General features: G+C 63.6%; 17 protein-coding genes. 9 read left to right on the top strand and 8 right to left on the bottom strand.

Annotated elements, in window-relative coordinates; all coding sequences use genetic code 11:
- Nucleotides 1–44 precede the first annotated feature (44 nt).
- Genes D8W71_RS12275 through D8W71_RS12255 form a run of 5 tightly spaced genes read left to right on the top strand, consistent with a single transcriptional unit; the run spans nt 45 to nt 4,556 of the window.
- Nucleotides 45–1,154 carry a hypothetical protein gene (locus D8W71_RS12275; protein ID WP_236077858.1) on the top strand — a complete coding sequence of 370 codons (1,110 nt, stop codon included), beginning with the start codon at nt 45–47 and terminating at the stop codon, nt 1,152–1,154.
- Nucleotides 1,151–2,230 carry a glycosyltransferase family 4 protein gene (locus tag D8W71_RS12270; protein ID WP_121113846.1) on the top strand — a complete coding sequence of 360 codons (1,080 nt, stop codon included), beginning with the start codon at nt 1,151–1,153 and terminating at the stop codon, nt 2,228–2,230. Before D8W71_RS12275 ends, D8W71_RS12270 begins: the two co-directional genes overlap by 4 nt.
- Nucleotides 2,227–3,216 (top strand): glycosyltransferase, encoded by a 990-nt coding sequence (locus tag D8W71_RS12265; protein ID WP_121113844.1) that lies wholly within the window; start codon nt 2,227–2,229, stop codon nt 3,214–3,216. The genes D8W71_RS12270 and D8W71_RS12265 overlap by 4 nt, the downstream gene beginning before the upstream one ends.
- On the top strand, nt 3,213–4,064 hold the full coding sequence (locus D8W71_RS12260) for a glycosyltransferase family 2 protein (RefSeq protein ID WP_121113842.1): 852 nt from the start codon (nt 3,213–3,215) through the stop codon (nt 4,062–4,064). The genes D8W71_RS12265 and D8W71_RS12260 overlap by 4 nt, the downstream gene beginning before the upstream one ends.
- Nucleotides 4,065–4,556, top strand: a complete 492-nt coding sequence (locus tag D8W71_RS12255) for a GNAT family N-acetyltransferase (RefSeq protein WP_236077857.1) — start codon at nt 4,065–4,067, stop codon at nt 4,554–4,556.
- 6 nt (nt 4,557–4,562) lie between these two features.
- Here D8W71_RS12255 and D8W71_RS12250 read toward each other — a convergent pair whose 3' ends face one another.
- Nucleotides 4,563–4,757 (bottom strand): hypothetical protein, encoded by a 195-nt coding sequence (locus D8W71_RS12250; protein ID WP_121113837.1) that lies wholly within the window; start codon nt 4,755–4,757, stop codon nt 4,563–4,565.
- A gap of 72 nt (nt 4,758–4,829) precedes the next feature.
- Between D8W71_RS12250 and glgX the strand changes: the two genes are divergently transcribed.
- Nucleotides 4,830–6,857 carry a glycogen debranching protein GlgX gene (glgX, locus tag D8W71_RS12245; protein ID WP_121113835.1) on the top strand — a complete coding sequence of 676 codons (2,028 nt, stop codon included), beginning with the start codon at nt 4,830–4,832 and terminating at the stop codon, nt 6,855–6,857.
- A 3-nt stretch (nt 6,858–6,860) separates the two neighbouring features.
- On the opposite strand, the gene D8W71_RS12240 is transcribed toward glgX, so the two are convergent.
- The 4 genes from D8W71_RS12240 to D8W71_RS12225 form a co-directional block, all read right to left on the bottom strand.
- On the bottom strand, nt 6,861–8,612 hold the full coding sequence (locus D8W71_RS12240) for an acyl-CoA dehydrogenase (protein ID WP_121113833.1): 1,752 nt from the start codon (nt 8,610–8,612) through the stop codon (nt 6,861–6,863).
- Nucleotides 8,613–8,622: 10 nt separating this feature from the next.
- Nucleotides 8,623–9,291, bottom strand: a complete 669-nt coding sequence (locus D8W71_RS12235; RefSeq protein ID WP_121119045.1) for a ScbR family autoregulator-binding transcription factor — start codon at nt 9,289–9,291, stop codon at nt 8,623–8,625.
- Nucleotides 9,292–9,414: 123 nt separating this feature from the next.
- Entirely contained in the window at nt 9,415–10,029 is a 615-nt protein-coding gene (idi, locus tag D8W71_RS12230; RefSeq protein WP_121113831.1) for an isopentenyl-diphosphate Delta-isomerase, read from the bottom strand.
- A gap of 65 nt (nt 10,030–10,094) precedes the next feature.
- On the bottom strand, nt 10,095–10,652 hold the full coding sequence (locus D8W71_RS12225; RefSeq protein ID WP_121113829.1) for a TetR/AcrR family transcriptional regulator: 558 nt from the start codon (nt 10,650–10,652) through the stop codon (nt 10,095–10,097).
- A gap of 115 nt (nt 10,653–10,767) precedes the next feature.
- On the opposite strand from D8W71_RS12225, the gene D8W71_RS12220 reads away from it, so the two are divergent.
- Complete coding sequence (locus D8W71_RS12220) at nt 10,768–11,691, top strand: DAPG hydrolase family protein (protein WP_161965460.1); 924 nt, start codon at nt 10,768–10,770, stop codon at nt 11,689–11,691.
- 149 nt (nt 11,692–11,840) lie between these two features.
- Nucleotides 11,841–15,320 carry a carboxylic acid reductase gene (gene car / locus D8W71_RS12215; protein WP_201265329.1) on the top strand — a complete coding sequence of 1,160 codons (3,480 nt, stop codon included), beginning with the start codon at nt 11,841–11,843 and terminating at the stop codon, nt 15,318–15,320.
- Between the two features lie 17 nt (nt 15,321–15,337).
- Here car and D8W71_RS12210 read toward each other — a convergent pair whose 3' ends face one another.
- Nucleotides 15,338–16,795 carry an FAD-dependent oxidoreductase gene (locus D8W71_RS12210; RefSeq protein WP_121113825.1) on the bottom strand — a complete coding sequence of 486 codons (1,458 nt, stop codon included), beginning with the start codon at nt 16,793–16,795 and terminating at the stop codon, nt 15,338–15,340.
- 36 nt (nt 16,796–16,831) lie between these two features.
- Nucleotides 16,832–17,737, bottom strand: a complete 906-nt coding sequence (locus D8W71_RS12205; protein WP_121113823.1) for an AurF N-oxygenase family protein — start codon at nt 17,735–17,737, stop codon at nt 16,832–16,834.
- Between the two features lie 153 nt (nt 17,738–17,890).
- Here D8W71_RS12205 and D8W71_RS12200 point away from each other — a divergent pair, with 153 nt between their 5' ends.
- On the top strand, nt 17,891–18,889 hold the full coding sequence (locus D8W71_RS12200) for a 2-hydroxyacid dehydrogenase (protein WP_121113821.1): 999 nt from the start codon (nt 17,891–17,893) through the stop codon (nt 18,887–18,889).
- Here the strand turns inward: D8W71_RS12200 and D8W71_RS12195 are convergent.
- On the bottom strand, nt 18,853–19,848 hold the full coding sequence (locus D8W71_RS12195) for an FUSC family protein (protein ID WP_268959867.1): 996 nt from the start codon (nt 19,846–19,848) through the stop codon (nt 18,853–18,855). The two genes, D8W71_RS12200 and D8W71_RS12195, sit on opposite strands and share 37 nt — an antisense overlap.
- Between the last annotated feature and the right edge of the window lie 74 nt (nt 19,849–19,922).

Below are 19,922 nucleotides of genomic sequence, written 5' to 3'. Positions count from 1 at the left end.
ACCACACCCCCGTATAGCCCCTCGCGCTGCAAAGGAACCCTCGATTGATCAATTCCTACTCGATCATCCCCGATCCGAGCCGGCGCCCGGTCACTGTCGCATCGGTTCCGACCGGTCATGCGTACGTTGCGCACCTCGATGCCGTCGGCGGATCGGAATCGGTCATCAGGCTGCCCGATCCGGTGCCGCCGGGAGCAGAAGGCACCAGTCGTTGGTGGCCACCGCGCTGGCTCGACCCGGAATGGTTGGTTGCCCACATCGACCAGTTCGACGTACTACATGTGCATTTCGGGTTCGACGCCATGGCTGTCGCAGACCTCGAGGACATCGTGCGAATTCTCGGGACGGCGGGCAAGCCCTTGGTGCTGACCGTTCACGATCTGCACAATCCACATTTCGTCGACAACTCGACGCACCTCGCGCATCTGGACGTTCTCGTACCTGCGGCCGCCGAGGTGATCACCTTGACCGACGGAGCTGCGCAGGAGATCGCAGCCAGGTGGGATCGACGCGCGGTCGTGCTGCCCCATCCGCACGTCGTACCGCTCGATCAAATCGGCGCGAAGCGTGCGTCGTCGTCGACCTTCGTCGTCGGAGTGCACCTCAAAAGCCTCCGTGCGAACCTCGACCCTTTCGCCGTTCTCGATTCGGTAGTGGACACGACGCTCGGGTTTCCCGATGCCCGCGTACGGATCGACATCGACGAAGGCACTGAGGGTACGGCGGGAACCTGGACGGAGTTGGAGCGCTATCGAGCGATGCCAGGTGTCGACGTTCGAATTCATCCACGATTCGACGACGAACAATTGTGGCAATACCTGCGCGAGATCGACGTGTCGATACTCCCCTATCGGTTCGGCACGCACTCGGGCTGGCTCGAGGCGTGTTACGACGTCGGGACCGCGGTGATCGCTCCGGACTGCGGCTACTTCGCCGATCAGCGACCCTGCCGCACATTCGATTTCGGAGACGGAAGATTCGACCCGACTTCCCTGGCGTCCGCGATCCGGGCGAGCTACTCCGATCGTGCCCGGCAACCGACCGCGAGCAGGGACGCCAGGGAGCACGAGCGAAACGCACTTGCCTCGGCGCACCACGAGATCTATGCACGCGCGCTCGCCCGCGTGGCAGTCACGGCCGGATCGCAGCCATGACCGAGAACTTGCGGATCGCCTTACTCGGATCGTCCAATTTTCCTGTCGCCGAGCCGTATGCGGGCGGCATGGAAGCTCACATCGGCCAGTTGGCAAGAGCTCTGACCGAACGCGGACACTCAGTGACCCTGTTCGCCGCCGAGGGCTCGACAATCGACGTCGCGCAGAACGTACTCACGGTCGCGCGCTTGGAGTTGAGTGCTGTATCGAAGGCCGACATCACCACGCCTGCACTGGCTGTGAGCGAGCACCATGCCTACCTGTCGGTGATGCTCGAGCTCGCGGGTGAACGCCGCGACGAGTTCGACGTGATCCACAACCACAGCCTGCACTACCTGCCGATCGCGATGTCGCGCACCGTCCACACCCCGATGCTGACCACACTTCACACACCCCCGTTCGCGTGGTTGGAATCGGCGATCGCGGTCTCGCGGAGCACGGCCTCCGAGTTCGCGGCTGTCAGTGCACACGCCGCGCGACAGTGGGCGCCCGTGGTGGGCGACATCAACGTCGTCCTCAACGGCATCTCACTCGATCGCTGGCCCTCGGGCCCGGGCGGCGACCGCGCAGTGTGGTCTGGCCGCCTGGTTCCGGAGAAAGGCCCGCACCTAGCCATCGATGCGGCCCGGCTCGCCGGAATTTCTCTCGTACTGGCAGGACCGATCTCGAACACCGCGTATTTCGACGCCGAGGTCGCCCCGAGATTGGGAGGGAACGTCACGTATGCGGGCCATCTTCGCCAGCAGGAGTTGGCCACCCTCGTAGGCGCTTCCGCAGTCGCGCTCGTAACTCCAGTCTGGGAGGAACCGTACGGTCTCGTCGTCGCCGAGGCATTGTCGTGCGGCACCCCGGTTGCCGCATTCGCGCGCGGCGGAATCCCCGAGATCGTCGATCGATCGTCCGGTCGGCTCGCGGATGCGGACGACGTGCAGGATCTGGCGCGAGCGATTCTCGAAGCGGCCGAGCTCTCTCGCGTCGACGCGCGGGCCCGTGCGGAATCGGTCTGTTCCGAGACCCGAATGGTCGAGCAGTATCTGGGGCTTTACCGATCGATGGTGCTGGACGTGGCCGCGTGATCGGGTACTACGCACATCACCACGGTTCCGGTCACGTCACGCGGGCGACATCGATCGCAGCCGCGCTCGACGAGCCCGTCACCGTGCTGTCGTCGAGTCGGCGACCGGCGCACAGCGAGGTGGAGTGGATAACGCTCCCACTCGACACCGACGACAGCGACACCGAAGCGCCGTCCGATCACACCGCGGGCGGCATCGTTCACTGGGCACCGGTCGGCGTCCGAGGGCTCACCGACCGCATGGCCGCCATCGCCGACTGGATCGCTAGGGAGCGGCCGAGTGTGTTCGTCGTCGACGTCTCCGTGGAGGTCGTATTGTTCGTCCGTTTGCTCGGCGTGAAGGTCACGGTAATGGCCATGCCGGGTGAACGAACCGACGATCCTCATCAGCTTGCGTACCGGGCGGCCACGACGATCATTGCGCCGTGGTCACAGGGCTTCTACGATCCCAGCTGGCTGCATCCGTATTCGTCCAAAACCTGGTACGTCGGGGCGATCAGCCGCTTCGACGGTCGTCCGAAGGAACCGTTGCCAGCCGAGCCCACGGTGCTCGTCCTCGGCGGCGCAGGCGGGACTTCACTGACCACCGCGGACATCGCCGCCGCCCACACTGCGAACCCCCACTATCATTGGCGTGCAGCAGGTCTCGACGAAGCCTCCTGGATGGACGACGTATGGCCCGCACTGTGTTCGGCAACGGTGGTCGTCACCCACGCCGGCCAGAACGCAATTGCGGACTGCGCGTGCGCCGGTGGGTCGGCTGTCGTCGTTCCCCAGCAACGTCCATTTCACGAACAGCACGCGACCGCCCGAGCACTGGAGGCCGCGGGCGCGGCCGTCCTGGCCCCGCAGTGGCCGAGCCCACAGGACTGGGCAGCGTTGCTGCCGCGCGCGCGGGCACTCGACACGAGAGCATGGGATCGACTTCGTCCGACACGCGCAGCACTTCGCGCGGCACAGGCGCTCGTCGATACGGCAAACCGATGAAGATCGCGGTGATCACTGTGGTCGCGGGTCGTCACGACCACCTGACCGCACAGATCGAAGGTCTAGCTCGGTCTTCGCTGAAAGCCTGTAAACACGTGGTGGTGTCGATGGGCGACGACGGGATCCGCGGAGTCGTCGACGCAGCGGACAGCGACGCCGAGGTCATGTATCTCGACCGAACGGAGCGGTCGTTGCCGCTCGCGAGGGCCCGAAACCTCGGCGCCGGCACTGCAATCGAGCGGGGCGCCGACTTGCTCGTATTTCTCGACGTCGACTGCACCCCCGGCGAACACATGCTGACCCGTTACGCCGCGGCCACCGACCGACACGACGGCACCCTGCTGTGTGGGCCGGTGACGTATTTGCCGCCCAACGACTCAGGTTGGAGCGCAGCGCAACTGCGCTCGGCAACCGATCCACACCCGGCGCGCCCCAACCCGGACGACGGCGCCGTGATCGTCGGTACCGATTACGACCTGTTCTGGTCACTGTCGTTCGCCGTCACCCCGAGCACGTGGCGCACGATCGGCGGGTTTCACGAGGGCTACCACGGCTACGGCGGCGAGGACACCGACTTCGCGGCCGTGGCACAGGCGTCGGGAATCGGTGTGAGGTGGGTCGGCGGGGCCCATGCCTATCACCTTCATCACCCCGTGTCGTCACCGCCCGTCGAGCATCTGGTCGACATAGTGCGCAATTCGACAGTGTTTCATCGCCGTTGGAACCGCTGGCCGATGACGGGCTGGCTCGACGAGTTCGAACGCCGCGGTTTGATAGAACGGGTGAACTCGGAACCTGCGGGTATACGAATACTGGACAATAAAGCGAACACGGAGGAAACGCCCTAGATGACAACGCTACCCATGAACGGTGTTGCTACGCGTCCACCCACTCTCACCAGAGCATGGGCACCCGACCTCGCCACCGACCGTCTGTACGCGCTCTTGAAGCTGCGTGTCGAGGTGTTCGTCGTAGAACAGGCACTGTTCTACCCCGAGCTGGATGGATTCGATCTGCTTGCGTCGACGCGCCATTTCTGGCTGGAACGTGACGGCGAGGTGATCGGGACCGTGCGATTGCTGGAGGAATCGGAAGGACACTCGAGCACCTTCAGGCTCGGACATTTGTGCACGCGGCGTTCTGACCGTGGCCATGGCCACACCACACGGTTACTTCAGGCGGCTCTGGCGGACGTGGGCGAGGCCCCATGCCGAATCGATTCACCGAGCTATCTCGTGGACATGTATCTGGCCCATGGATTCGTTCAATGTGGGGACGAGAAAATCGACAACGGGGTACCGCTGGTCCCCCTGATCAGGAATCAGACGAACCAGCGGTAATCGGACCTACTTGCTGGCCGAATTGCCCTCGGTGTCATCGACGAAAGCCCAGTCACCGTCGTGGTCGACTTCGAGGCGCCACCCCAGTTCGGAGTTGTCGGCTTTCTCGTCGATGAACCATGTGTACGCATCCTCGGCGCTGTCGATGTTCTTGGTCGCGACGACGTCGCCTGTCGGGTTGAGAACTCTGTAATCAGCCATGTGTGTGCCGTACCCGACACCGGGGTGTTCCCAAACGTGTTTGCTGCCCCTTCCGCGGGGTAATGACCAGCAATGACCGAAGTGAGCACCCCTTATCCTCTTGGAGTTTCGCTGCTGCCGAACGGCAGAGCCAACGTCGCGGTGTACTCCGAGACCGCCGATGTCGTCACGGTCGTCGTCTTCGACGACGATGGCGCCGAGGCGTCGTCGACAGTGTTGCGTGACCGAACTGGACACGTCTTTCACGGATTCGTCGATGGCATGCGTGGCGGCTCGACCTACGGCTTCAGGGTCGACGGACCCTGGAACCCCGCAGAAGGGCTGCGTCACAACGCGAACAAGCTCCTTCTCGATCCTTATGCTCGCGCGATAACCGGATCGGTCGACTGGAACGAGTCGGTCTTCTCCCATCTGCACGACGAACCGGAGACGCTCAACGAGGCCGATTCCGCCGACTCCATGCCTCGATCGGTGGTCACATACTCCGAGTTCGATTGGGGTACCGACACTCCGCCTCGAATCCCTCTTTCAGAAAGCGTTGTCTACGAGGTCCATGTCAAGGGGTTCACTGCGCTCCATCCGGGAGTCGACGAGAACATCCGAGGTACGTACGCGGGCCTTGCACATCCCGCGGCAATACGGTCTCTGACCGATCTCGGTGTCACGGCCGTCGAGCTTATGCCCATCCACCAGTTCGTCCAGGATTCGCATCTGCTCGAGGAGGGGCGCCGTAACTACTGGGGTTACAACTCCATCGGTTTCCTCGCTCCGCACGGCGAGTACAGCAGCGCCGGTGATACCGGTGGTCAGGTCGACGAATTCAAGTCGATGGTCAAGGCGCTTCACGCCGCGGGCATCGAAGTCATCCTCGACGTCGTCTACAACCACACTGCCGAGGGCAATCACCTGGGACCGACGTTGTCGTTCAAGGGAATCGACAACCGCTCCTACTACCGGTTGGTCGAGGACGACAGGGGCTCCTACTTCGACACGACGGGGACCGGCAACAGCGTCAACGTCGGTCACCCGGCGGCTTTGGCGTTGATCATGGACTCGTTGCGCTACTGGGTCACCGAGATGCACGTCGACGGTTTCCGATTCGACCTTGCCAGCACGCTGACTCGCCAGGACTCGGATCTCGACAAGCACAGCGCGTTTCTCGATCTGGTGCACCAGGATCCGACGCTGGCGTCGGTCAAGCTCATCGCCGAGCCCTGGGACACCCATGGGTACCAGGTCGGCGGATTTCCGGCTCGGTGGTCGGAATGGAACGGCAAGTTCCGCGACGACGTTCGCGACTTCTGGCGCGGTGAGGTCGGCTCACTCGGGGCCTTCGCGCAGCGGATCACCGGCAGCCCGGACGTCTACGAGAGCACCCGCCGACCGACGTTGGCCAGCGTCAACTTCGTCACCGCTCACGATGGGTTCACTCTCGCGGATCTGAACAGTTACGACGACAAGCACAACGATGCGAACGGCGAGAACAACGAGGACGGTGAATCCGACAACCGATCGTGGGGCGGCGGCGCCGAGGGCCCGACCGAGGACGAAGGAATACGCGCTCTGCGTGCGCGGCAGCAACGCAACCACCTCGCCACCCTGCTGCTGTCGGCCGGGGTTCCGATGATCCTCGGTGGTGACGAGATCGGCCGCACTCAGAACGGGAACAACAATGCCTACTGCCAGGACAACGAGCTGTCCTGGTTCCACTGGGACGACGCCGATCAGGATCTCCGGCAGTTCACCGCCGATCTCATCGATCTCCGACGCGAGCACTCGGCCCTTCGGCCGACGTGGTTCCGGCACGACAGCGACTCCGACGCCGACACCTACGTCGATTTCTACCGTGCGGACGGCGCGAAACTGACCGACGAGGACTGGTCCGACGGCGCCGCGCTGTCGCTGCTGGTCGAGCTCGCGTCGGTGGACGACGAGTCGACCTTCGGTTGGCTGGTGAACAGCTCCGGTGGCACAGTCGAGTTCACGCTGCCCGGCGCGGACTGGCAGCAGGTGCTCTCGAGCGATCCGGACCAGGCCTACGAGAAGTCAGGTAAGACAATTCTCGTACGAGAACACTCGTTCACCTTGCTGATGCGCTGACGGCTAGAACCACGCTGGATCCATGTCCAGCGTGGTTCGGTCCAGGCTCGACAACAGATCGAGTTGCGGCGTCACCTTGGGTAGCTCGTAAACGAAGAAGTACTTGGCTGCCTGACGCTTGCCGTCGTAGAAGTCTCCACTCTTGGAGTCCACGGCTGTGAGCTGTTCGAGCCACATCCACGCAATGACGATGTGTCCGAACGCTTCCAGGTAGACAGTGGAGTTCGCGAGCGCGAGCGCCGGATCCCCCGTCGACCACAGCGCCGCCGTGACATCGACGATTCGTCTCCACGACGACTCCAATTGCTCTGCGAATGCTGCAGTGTCGCCGCCGATGTCGCGCGCCCGACGGACAGTCTCGGACAAACGAGCGTCCAGCAGCCCGAGAGCGGCACCACCCTGCATCGTCACCTTGCGGCCGAGCAAGTCCAACCCTTGAATGCCGTGCGTACCCTCGTGAATCGGGTTGAGCCTGTTGTCCCGGTAATACTGTTCGACGTCGTAGTCGCGGGTGTATCCGTATCCGCCGTGGATCTGGATCGCGAGACTGTTCGCTTCGAGACACCACTGCGACGGCCAGCTCTTCGCGATGGGTGTCAGCAGATCGAGCAGCAGCGTGTTCTCCTGCTCGTCCACGAGTTTCGAGCAGTAGAGCCCGAGCGCCAACGCCCCCTCGACGTAGGACTTCTGTGCCAGGAGCATGCGCTTGATGTCGGCGTGTTCGATCAGGGCCACCGGCGCCGAGGACGGATCTTTCGCTCCGAGTGGGCGACCCTGCGTTCGAACCTTCGCGTACTCGAGCGACTTGAGGTATCCGACGTAGCCGAGCGAGATCGCAAGGAAACCTACCCCGATGCGCGCTTCGTTCATCATATGGAACATGTAGGACAGCCCGCGATGCTCCTCGCCGACAAGGTACCCCACTGCACCCGATTCGCCTGCCACGCAGTGCGTTCCGTCACCGAAGTTCAGCAACGTGTTCGTAGTACCCCGGTTGCCCATCTTGTGATTGAGCCCGACGAGGGTGACGTCGTTTCGGGTTCCGTCGGGCAGCACCTTCGGTACGACGAACAGCGAAATCCCTTTGACTCCCGCGCCCCCGCCTGCGGCTTTGGCGAGAACGAGATGCACGATGTTCTCGGTCAGTTCGTGATCGCCTCCCGAAATCCACATCTTCGTTCCGGTGATGCGGTAGCTGTCGTCGTCCTGCTTCACCGCTCGCGTGGTGATGTCGGCGAGGGACGAACCCGCCTGCGGCTCGGACAGACACATGGTGCCGAACCAGCGACCTTCGAGCATGGGCCGGACGTAATCGTCGATCTGCGACGGGGTGCCGTACGTGGCGATCAGGTTGGCGTTGGCCATCGTGAGGAACGGATACGACGAGGTCGACGCATTTGCCGCTTGAAACCACGCCATCGCTGCTCTGGCCACGGTCGTCGGCAACTGCATGCCGCCAAGGCTCTCGTCGAACTGGCCTGCGATCAGACCTGCGCCTGCGTAGATGTCGAGCGCCGCCTTGACCTCCGGGATCATCTGGACGGTCCCGTCGGGTCGCATGCGCGGCTCGGTGGCGTCCGAGAGCTTGTTGTGCGGTTCGAAGTGCTTGTGCGCGATATCGGCACACAGGTCGAGGACGGCGTCGAACGTCTCCTTCGAATGCTCGGCGAAGCGCGCATCGGACGTCAGCGACTCCACGTCCAGCCACTCGTAGAGCAGAAAATCGAGGTCGCGACGGGACAGTACTTCGGTCATGAAATCCAGACTAGGCGCTTGCCTCGAGAGCGGTCGAGCGAGCCACGCTCCACGTTCGCGGTGCGCACCTGGCCAGTCCGACGGCACGTTCGAGAGCATGCGGTGCGACCACGGCCGGTAGGAGCAGAGTCCACATTTCGGACAAGCGATCGTAGAGGTCGTCGCGTCCGTGGAGAACCTGGGACAGAGTCTGCACGCCGGTGAACGCACCGACGACGAACCGCGCCAACGCCTCGGCGTCGACACCCTCGGCGAGGTCGCCTTCTGTGCCTGCCCGTTTCGCGAGAGCAGTGATCGATTCGATCCAGTCGACATAGGGCCGCTGGACCGGTCCTTGGATACTGCCGATCTCGAGCGTCAACCGCATGCCTCCGCGAGCGATGGGCTCCTCCACCAGCTGACGCGCCATCTCCTGACTTACGTAGATCAGGGCGTCGAGGGCCACCGACACCTGGGAGTCGATCGCAAGCGCGCCGTCCATGGCCATCTGGTGCTGCGCGTCGATGACGGCGTGCGCCAGTTCTTCCTTGGACGCGTAGTGGAAGTACATCGCCCCTTTGGTCACCCCGGCGTGGGCGAGAATCGTCGACAAGCTTGCGGTCCCGTAACCAAACTTCTCGAAGCTGACCGCCGCACCCAACAGGACGGCCTGACGGGTGTTCTCAGCGCGTTGCTGCATGAGCACCGCCCGATCGTTCTACCCGTTTCGTCCCATTCGACGCCCTCTGCATGTAGTGCACTGGTCAATCATATCTTCTCGCCGTCGGTTGTTCGAATGACGGCGAGCAGCCCGGCTGGGCGGTCAGGCCTGGTCGAGAAGATATCGAGCCGCCTCAGGAAGGTCCTCGGGTCGTCCTGTCTGCCACTGGGACGGCTCGTCACCGAGCGCCCGCAAGTGCGGTAGCTGCTCTCTGCACCATGGCGACACCGCCCCGCCTTCGTCCACGAACCGAACGAACTCCGCCCAGGGAATCCACTCGGCACGCGAGACCTCGTCGGGATTGGGGACGGGGGCGGGGCCGTCGTACAGGGCGCCGAACACGGGACACAGCTCGTTCTCCACGGTTCCGTCGTCCATCACGGCTCGATACCGAAAGTCCGGCAGCAGCAACCGCATTGCCTCGACGACAATCCCCAACTCCTGGTTCACCCTGCGCACGACAGCCTTGCCCAGATCCTCGTCGGGCGCGGGGTGCCCGCAGCAGCTGTTCGTCGTCACCGAGGGCCACGTCTTCTTGTGACCGGCGCGTTGCGTGATCAGGACGTTTCCCCGAGAGTCGAAGACATAACAGGAGAAGGCGAGGTGCAACGGAGTCCGGTCGGTGTGAACGGTGGCTTTGGGCGACGTACCGACCGCGCGTCCCTCGTCGTCGACGAGAACGACGTATTCGGTGACCATCGGCGAAGTGGTGGACATATGTCCATGTTCCCAGACTTCTCGGCCCTGCAAACCTTCGATGGTCTTCGTCGTTCGGATACGGACTACTGCGACGCCACAATCGCCGCGATCTCGCGCACGTCCTCACCCCGCAGCGGCCGGTTGCCGATCATCACCTGCCTGCGCAACAGACCGTCGACCGAAAGGGCGAAGAGTTCTGCGGTTGCCGGGGTGGACGCAACCCCCGCTGCAGCTTTCCCGTCACGAACCATCTGCACGAACGCCCCCAACTGCTCGTCGAAGGTCTCACGCAACACTGGATGTGTCAAAGACTCACCCTGCAAGTGATGCCTCGCAATCACGCGGGCTCGATTGGACTCGGAACACATGTCCGTGACGAAACCGACCACGGCATCGACGACCACTTCGTGCGACCACTCCTCCAGTGAGAAGTGCTTCGCAGCTGTGGCCAAGTCGCGAACGAACACCTCACGAAGCGCCAATGTCAGCAGGTCGGTTCGACTGGGCGCGTGATAGTTCACCGCCCCCGGCTTGAGACCGGCGGCCGCGTCGACAGCTCGGTGAGTCAGTCCGCGTGGCCCTTTCTCGGCCAGCACGGTCACTGCGGCTGCGGCCAGAGCGCCCTTTCGGCTCAGTTCCATTGTCCGAGCCTAACGACTTCGGGCAGTGGAACTGAGCTGAAAGGTCCCCCTGGGCCTTGACCGAAGTTTCACGTCCGGCATATCCTCAACAGATGTTGAGACCTGGGGCCGATCGATGACGTGGATCAAGAATCGCCGGACGTTTTTGGGTGCAGCCGGGGTCTCGGTGTTCGCAGCCGCCTTCGGCTCGCGCGGACGAGCGACCGCACAACCGTTCGCACAGTCGTGCGCAGCGCGGTACCAGGGCTACCGACCCGAGGACTTTGCGCGCCCCTACGCACGTTTCATGGCCGCGAGCACTGCCCGCGCTCCGCGGCCTGTTCTCGACGCGTACGCCGCAGGCCCGATCGACCCCGCGACCATCCCGACCTTCGATGCCGTGACGGCAGATTTGGCCGCTTCCGGATACTCACCCGTCGAAACCGGTTTCGGCCGACTACCCGACGGAGTTGTGTTCGCCGCCGTCAAGACGGACATGCCGCGGGTGACCGCGACGATGTGGGACTGGTGGTTCGGGTGGCATTCCACCGAGCCCGCCCGGTACAAGCTGTGGCATCCCGACGCACATCTTCACGCGTCGCTTCGCGACGACCGCACAGCCGCTGCGATTCCGGACAGGGCGAAGTACATCGGCAACACGACCTACGTCGACGAGTACGTCGGCCCCAAACTTCAGCAACTCGCGATCGAGTTTCGCGATCCCGTCCAGCACGGCTTCGACATCCCTGCGGAACACACCGTGGTACTCGGCCGCGTCGGGAGCAGCATCGCTCCCGTCGATCTCGGCTGGCTCGCCCATCAGGTGCGTCCGACGCCCGAAGGATGCGAAATGCGCAGTCGGTTCTACCTGAACATGCGAGGTATGCACGTTCCCAATCTGCGAGAAGCGGCCTGCGCCGTGAGCAGAGGCCCGTCGATCGATCCGACGGACCTCGTTCTCGGACTCGACCTGGCGAGAGATTTGATGTTGCACTGCGGACAAGAGATGAACCACTTGGCCGGTTTCCTTCCGGAACTACATGCGGAGTTCTCGTCCTGACCAGCGAATAGTCCATTGGCACAGTAATTTTCAGGATCTAACGGACAAGTCGGACTATGAGCAGTGTCACGATTGCGTCACCCCCCGAGGGGCATATCCTTACTTTAGGTAAGGAAATGACTACCGGCTCACGGAGGGGACTTTCACGCATGACTTCTGCCACGGACACCACACTCACGCGTCGCTTTGCCGACCTGCACAGCACCGACGAGCAGTTTCGCGCAGCCGAGCCGGATCCCGCTGTCGCCGACGCAGCCTTGGCCCACACAACGAACCTCTCTCGCGTCGTCGCCGAGATCATGACCGGGTACGCCGATCGACCCGCGCTCGGACAGCGTGCGCGCGATGTCGTCGACGGCGAGGTCCGACTGCTGCCACGCATGGACACAGTCACGTACGCGGAGATCTGGGAGCAGGCAGGCGCGCTGGCCGCAGCTCTGCGTAGTGGCGAGAACGCTGTCGAACCCGGCGAATTCTTTGCGACCCTCGGTTTCGCAGGCGTCGACTATGTGGTCGCCGAACTCGCAACCGTACGACTCGGCGCCGTCGCCGTGCCGCTGCAAGCAGGTGCGAGCGCACGTCAGCTCACTGACATCGTCGCCGAGGCGGCGCCGAGCATCATCGCCGCAGACAGTGAGAACCTTTCCGTGGCAGTCGAAGTCGCGCAGGGGTGCCCATCCGTACGCAGGATCGTAGTGCTGAATCACGACGCTCGCGTAGACCTCGACAGTCAGCGGCTTGCCGCCGCGCAAGGGGTGGGCGTCATTGTCGAGCCCCTGGCAGATTGCGTTGCGCGGGGTCGAGAGCAGTCCGAGTTTCCACTCGTCGAGTCCTCCGATCCCGAGCGCCTCGCCACTCTGATCTACACCTCGGGCAGCACTGGAACTCCCAAGGGCGCCATACACACCGAACGTATCGTGTCCGGCACCTGGACCGGCGCCTGGCACAGCACCGGTTCGTCGGAGGACACGGAACCGGGATTTCCGGTCGTGGCACTCGACTACCTGCCGATGAGCCACCTCGCCGGCCGCGGTCTGGTGTTCTCGACGCTCGCAGCAGGTGGCACAGTGAATTTCGCCGGCTCCAGTGACCTCTCGACCTTGTTCGAGGACTTCTCCCTGACGCGGCCCACCCTTGCTCTGCTGATCCCTCGTGTGTGCGAGATGATTCGCCACAACGCCCTCGCCGAGATCGACTTTCGCCTCGACGGAGGTGCCGATCCCCAGACCGTCCGCGAGCAAGTTCTCACCGAGTTCCGCACCGATACCTTCGGCGGACGCATCCTCGCTGCGGTGGTCGGTACTGCGCCGATCGCCCCCGAGGTGAAGGATTTCGTCGCAGAGATGCTCGATACGCAGGTCCAGGACAACTACGGATCGACCGAGGCTGGAATGGTGTTGCACGACGGCGTCGTCAGGCGGCCCCCGGTGCTCGAGTACAAGCTCGCCGACGTTCCCGAACTCGGATACTTCATCAGCGATACACCGCACCCTCGCGGGGAGCTACTGCTCAAAACGGAATCGATCACACCGGGCTACTACAAGCGTCCCGAGGTCACCGCCGAGATGTTCGACGCCGATGGCTTCTACCGCACCGGCGACGTCGTGGCCGAGCTCGCACCCGACCATCTCGCGTATGTCGACCGACGCAAGAATGTACTCAAGCTCGCGCAGGGCGAGTTCGTTGCGCTCGCCCGGCTGGAGGCACTGTTCGGAACGAGCGAACTCGTCGATCAAATCTTCGTGTACGGCAACAGTCAGAGGGCCTATCTGCTCGCCGTCGTCGTGCCCGCTCCCGCAGCGCGCGACGCTGGATCCGTCCTGTCGTCACTGCAGGCAATCGCACGTGACGAGGGGCTCGAGTCGTACGAAATTCCACGCGAGGTAATCGTTGACTCCGAGCCGTTCTCACAGGAGAACGGTCTGCTGTCCGGTGCCGGAAAGCAGTTGCGTCCCAAACTGATCGAACGCTACGGCTCGAAGCTCGAGACCCGATACGCCGAACTCGAGAATTCGCAGACCGATCGTCTCCGCGAACTGCGTCGCCTCGGTCCGGACGCTCCGGTCCTGAAAACGGTCTCGGAGTCGGCGCAGGCTCTTCTCGGGTGCGCAGGTAGCGACGTCAACCCGGACGCCCGATTCGCCGATCTCGGTGGAGATTCGTTGTCCGCGTTGACGTTCTCCAACCTGCTGCGCGACATCTTCGACGTCGAGGTGCCGGTGGGCATCGTCACCGGGCCGTCGACCGATCTCCGCGCCATCGCCGATCACATCACGGCCCGCCTGGGTTCCGACGCGGACACGGTGACGTTCGATTCGGTGCACGGAAAGGGCGCAGGCGAAGTCCGCGCAACGGATCTCACGCTCGATGCGTTCCTGGACGCCGATGCTTATGCAACAGCGCAGAACGCATCGGAGCCTCACGCACACACTCGCACCGTCCTGTTGACCGGCGCCAACGGATACCTGGGACGCTTCTTGTGCTTGGACTGGCTTCAGCGCATGGCCGATGTCGGCGGCACCGTGATCTGCCTGGTCCGCGGCCGGGACACGGAAGACGCGCGAGCCCGTCTGGATGCTGCGTTCGACTCCGGCGACGACAAATTGTCCGCTCGATACTTCCATCTCGCAGACTCGGCCCTCGAAGTCGTCGCAGGAGACATCGGCGAGGCCAGGCTGGGTCTCGCCGACTCGACCTGGACATCACTTGCATCGCGGGTCGACCGCATCGTCCACCCCGCGGCCCTGGTCAACCACGCGCTTCCCTACCAGCACATGTTCGGCCCGAATGTAGTCGGCACCGCCGAAATAATCCGGCTCGCGACCACGAACCATCTCAAGCCGGTGACCTACCTGTCCACGGTGGCGGTCGCAGCGGGCGTCGAGAACTTCGTAGAGGACGGCGACATCCGCGTCGAGAGTCCGTCGCGAAGCGTCGACGAGTCGTACGCCAACGGGTACGGAACATCGAAGTGGGCCGGAGAAGTGTTGCTTCGCAACGCATTCGAAGAGTTCGGTCTTCCGGTCACGGTCTTCCGCTCGGACATGATCCTCGCGCACAGCACCTGGACCGGCCAGTTGAACGTGCCGGATGTGTTCACTCGACTGGTGTTGTCGGTGGCTGCAACCGGAATCGCACCTCGAAGCTTCTACCGCACCGATACCGGCGCGCCGTTGGATGCAGCCGGACGACCCCGTGCTCACTACGACGGGCTTCCTGCCGATTTCAGCGCCGCTGCAATCACGGCCCTCGGCGGCGACGTCACTGCGGGGTACAGCACCTTCGACGTGCTCAACCCGCACGACGACGGAATCTCCCTGGACACGTTCGTCGACTGGATGATCGAGTCGGGTCGCACCATCGAACGGATCGACGACTACGACGAGTGGTTCACCCGATTCTCCTCTGCGATCGACGATCTGCCGGAATCACAGAGATCTCGCTCGTTGTTGCCGCTGCTGCACGCGTACGAGCAGCCGGACTATCCAGCCGCAGGCGCTCACCTTCCCGCGGAAGCGTTCCGTGCCGCGGTCGCCGAAGAGGGTGACGATATTCCGCACCTCGATCGCGCATTGATCGCGAAGTACCTGAGTGATCTCGAACAGCTGGGGCTGCTCGCTCCCGCTTGAGTGCCGACGATGTTGTTCTACCGAGTGCGCAGCCGCGACAAACGTTTCTTCGGCTCGGGAGGGTTCGCAGCAATATCCTGCAGCAGTGCGTCGACGGTTTCCTCGGCGTCGACCTTGTTGTCGCCGATGCCACCGGTCGCTCCGCGTTTGGCCCACCCGACTACGTAGCGTCGCGCCATCGGCTCACCGTCTTCGGCCACGACACGGCCGTCGACATTGCGGATCGCCCCGAGGACCTCGTTGAACGGCATTCCCGGCGAGGGCGTACCGCGGTATCCGATGGCCAGCAGCACGAGGTCCGACTCCGCCGTTGTTCCGTCGGAGAACTCGACCGAGTCGACGCGGGGGGAACCGTTCAGCCGCACAGGGGCACGACCGAAGCTGAACACGACGCGCCGCGCGGTGCCCGGGACTGCATCGTCCACGCTCGCAACACCCTGCAGCGCCGACCCGGGAGCCGAGATAGGGAGTTCGTCGATCGCTGAGAGTGCCTCGGCCGGGCCGCTCACAGCGACATCGACACCGCGCCTGTTCACGAGAGCCTGAGCTTCCGATCTGGTGAACGCCGCGAACTCAGGTCCCCGGCGTGCTGCGACGACGACCTCGGTCACCGCGCTCCCCCGAAGGGCGGCAAGAGCGTGCGGCGAGATGTCGGTACCGACGAGGTCGGCGGGATCCGCGGTGAGGATGCGAGCCGCATCGAGTGCGACGTTGCCGTTGCCGATGATGGTCACGCGCCGAACATCGCTGAGATCGATGGCATCGGCGGACACATCGGGATGGCCGGTGTACCAGCCCACAAGGGTTCTGGCGCTGAGAGATCCGGGGAGGTCGATACCGGGAATGTCGAGGGGACGGTCGTTGTCGGCACCCGTGCCATAAACGACTGCATCGAATCGGCGGCCCAGATCATCGTGCGTGATGTCGGTGCCGATGTCGACGCCTAGCTTCATCGTCACCCGAGGGTGCACGAACACGCTGCGGAAGTGTTCACCGATTCTTCGGGTACCCACGTGGTCCGGCGCGACGCCGAAACGCGCGAGACCACCGGGAACAGCCAGCCTGTCGTAGAACGTGATTCGGCTGCTCGGGACGCGGAGCAACGCCTGCGCGGCGTAACACGCGGCGGGTCCGGTGCCGACAATGGCGACGTCGAAACGCGGCATGCTGTTGATCGACGCCGGTGGAAATTTCGGTGCGCCCCACTCCGCCACCGAGGGTCGATCCCGATAGTAGTCGGCGTTGATGTCGGCGTAGATCGCCTGATCGCCGGTCAGCCTCGAGACCCTGGTGATCGCATCGACTGGGCACGCGTCGGCGCATGCGCCGCAATCGATGCAACTACGAGGATCGATGTAGAGGAGTTCGGTCTTGCCGAAATCCGGCTCGTCGGGCGTCGGGTGGATGCAGTTGACCGGGCACACCGACAGGCACGACGCGTCGTTGCAGCAGTTCTGGGTGATGGCGAACGCCACGTCAGATCTCCGTACTTTCGTGTCGAGAAGCAGAGATCACAGCATGTGGAGGCGCTTGTAGATCGCCTCGGCCGGCTTCGTGACCAGCCCGCAATCGTGCAGGAACGCCATCAAATGCTCGCTCGACGTCCGCATCATCATGTGATGGTGAGCGTTGTTCTTCGCCTCCCGAACAGCGCGGTCGACGTCCAAGCCTGCCGCCTCGTAGACACCTTTGTTCACCATGTTCGACACGATGATCCGCGCGGCGATTGCGACGACTAGAGCACTGGCCTTGCGGCGCCCGACGCTCTTGCCCTGAATGCGTTCACGCATCTGCGCGCGAGCGAAGGTCATGTGACGCGATTCTTCGACGACGTGAATCTTGCTCGTCGTGCGAACCAGCGGAAGGACGTTCTCGCCGCGCATCCAGTCACGCTGCATGACGTCGAGAACCTCCTCGGCAACGAGAATTCCGCCGTAGGCGGCCTCGGCGGAGGCGAGCGCCTTGAAACCGCGGCCCAGTTCGATGCTCATGCGCCGCGGCAGGTAAGCCTTGATGCCCATCTTCGTGCACGCGCGAGCGAACATGATCGAATGGCGGCATTCGTCGGCGATTTCGGTGAGCGCGAACTGAAAGTCGGAGTCGGACGAGTCCTGGCAGTACTGATCGCGAAGCACCATCTGCTGGAGAATCATCTCGAACCAGATGCCTGTGCTCATGATCGAGCAGACCTCGTGGCGCGTGAGCAGGATGCGCTGATCCTCGGTCATCTCGTTCCACAGGTCGGTTCCGTACAGCGTGCTCCACTCCGGATTGAGGCCGTAGAGCTTCGGATCGAGATCCTCGTCCCACGCCACTTCCTCGGACGGGTCGTACGAGAGCTGCGCAGCCGAATCGAGCAAACGCGCCGAGACGTCCTCGGCATCGAGAATGCTGGTCGTTGCTGTGGATGCGGTCATGTGCTTCCATCCCTCCGTCGACAGTGAAGACGTTATGTGTAACTGACAATACCAGTTACTTTTCATCACAGGCACCTCTTCGCCGGAATCCGTCGGCGTCTGTCGTGTGACGTGCGGGGTCCGCGGCGAACCTGGTCGGTAAAGTCTCGACCAATGGACACGATCTTGCTGCTCACGACGGACCAGGACGACGTCATCTCACGCGCGATCGAATCGGCCGTCGGCGACGGCGGTCGAGTCGTCCGGCCGGCCGAGCGAACACTGCCGGCGGTGCGCGAGCTTCTGCCCGATTCCGATGTCGTCATCGGGGACTGGAGCGGCGACCTCCCTCTCGGCCCGGAAGAAGCGGCACTCGGCCCTCGTGTCAAATTGATTCAACAGCCAGGCATCGGAGTCAACTTCATCGACGTGGACGCCTGGTCCCGAGCGGGTGTTCCCGTCTCCAACGCCCCAGGCGGCAACACCGAGTCCGTCGCGGAGTGGGCCGTTACAGCCGCATCGTTCCTGAACAGATCGATGGGATGGGCCGACGCGCAGGTTCGAGCAGGCGAATGGCCGCAGGAGTCCATTCTGTACGAGGGTTGCCGCGAACTCGGCGAGTGCCGCGTGGGCATCGTCGGGTTCGGCGACATCGGCCGGCGAGCCGCGACGTTGTTCTCGGCGTACGGATGCGAGGTCAGCTACTTCAGCAGACACGAGAGGCCGGCGTCAGGACTGGAATACCGCCTGTTGCCGGATCTCGTCGCGGCGTCGGACATCGTCGTCGTTGCCGTGCCGCTGACACCGCACACACGCAACCTGATCGGTGCGTCTCACTTCGACGCAATGCCGGCCGACTCCATCTTCGTCAACGTCGCACGGGGAGGCGTCGTCGACGAGGGCGCGTTGATCGACGCCCTCGCGACCGGAAGTATCGGCGGCGCCGCTCTCGACGTCGTCGCCACCGAACCCCTCCCCGCCGACTCACGCCTCCGCACGCTGGACAACGTGCTCCTCAGCCCTCACGTTGCCGGTGGTACTTCGACTGCACTACGGCGCATTTCGTCGATGGTCGCCGAGAACACCGCGCGAGTGCTCCGAGGTGAACCGCCGCTGTGGGTGGTGCAGGCACCCTCTCACCCAGTGGCAACAGACCCGTCACCCAGTCGGTAGAGCGTGGCGTTGACGGCGTCGATCGCGACGACGATCCCCGCGATCGCATCGGCATCGCGGCCGGCGTCGTGCAGAGAAGATCGGACGACTTCGCTCAGGCGCATCGCCTCGGGTAGGTGATCGCTCGTCAACCGTGAATACGGGGTGTGATGACGAGCGGGATCGTGCCCCAACTCGTCCATGGCGTCGGCGACCATGTCAAGAAGGTCCGCTACGTCTTCGCGGTGCCCCTCACGGCCCTCCTCGGACATCTGCGACAGACCTTCGACCCCGACCACGACGGCCGCCAGCGATATGAGAGTCCGATCGAGGGCGGTAGCCACGGGACGATAGATTCCGTCGCCGCCGACGCGGGCCCATCCCCAGCGTCTGATATTTCCCCGCAGACTGTCCTTGCCCCGATCGAGCGCTGCGGTCACGCCCGAGGCCTTGAACAGCTCCCAGAGCTCGGTACGAAGTTCCCACTGGACGTGTTGCCCGTCTCGGACCACGCGAGCCACACTGCGCAGAAGATCGGCCTGGCCCTTCGACCGCGCCACGATGAGATCCCGTGCCTCGGAGAGAAACTCCGGTGGTAGCACGATTGCGTTGACCGCTATGCCCACCGCCGCTCCCAAAGCGACGTCGACGATTCGATAGAGCACCATGCTTTCGTCGGTCGCGGTCCCGTACAACAGAACCAACAGCGCAGTGATCGCGATCCACATTCCGTCCGGGGAGAAGATCCTCCACCGACCGATCACAGTTCCGACCGCAACGGTTACCGCGACCGCCGGAACCGTGGGCAGCACGAAAGCAGCCGCGGCCGCGAGCGCGACACCGATGGTCACCACACCGACCTGACGGACCGCGGCAGAACCCGAGGCGCGTACCGTCACGCCTATCATGAACAAAGCTGTATACGGTGCCAGGAAACTCTGAGGGCTTCCGACCACATCATCGGCCAACCACCATGCCACTACTGCAGCAATCGTCGACTTGGCCGCAGCGACGAGCCAAGGCCCGCCGCTGTTCCGCACAATTTCTTTACCCC

The organism is Rhodococcus sp. P1Y (assembly GCF_003641205.1).
Lineage (GTDB): Bacteria > Actinomycetota > Actinomycetes > Mycobacteriales > Mycobacteriaceae > Rhodococcoides.
This window is presented reverse-complemented; position numbering and strand designations above follow the sequence as displayed.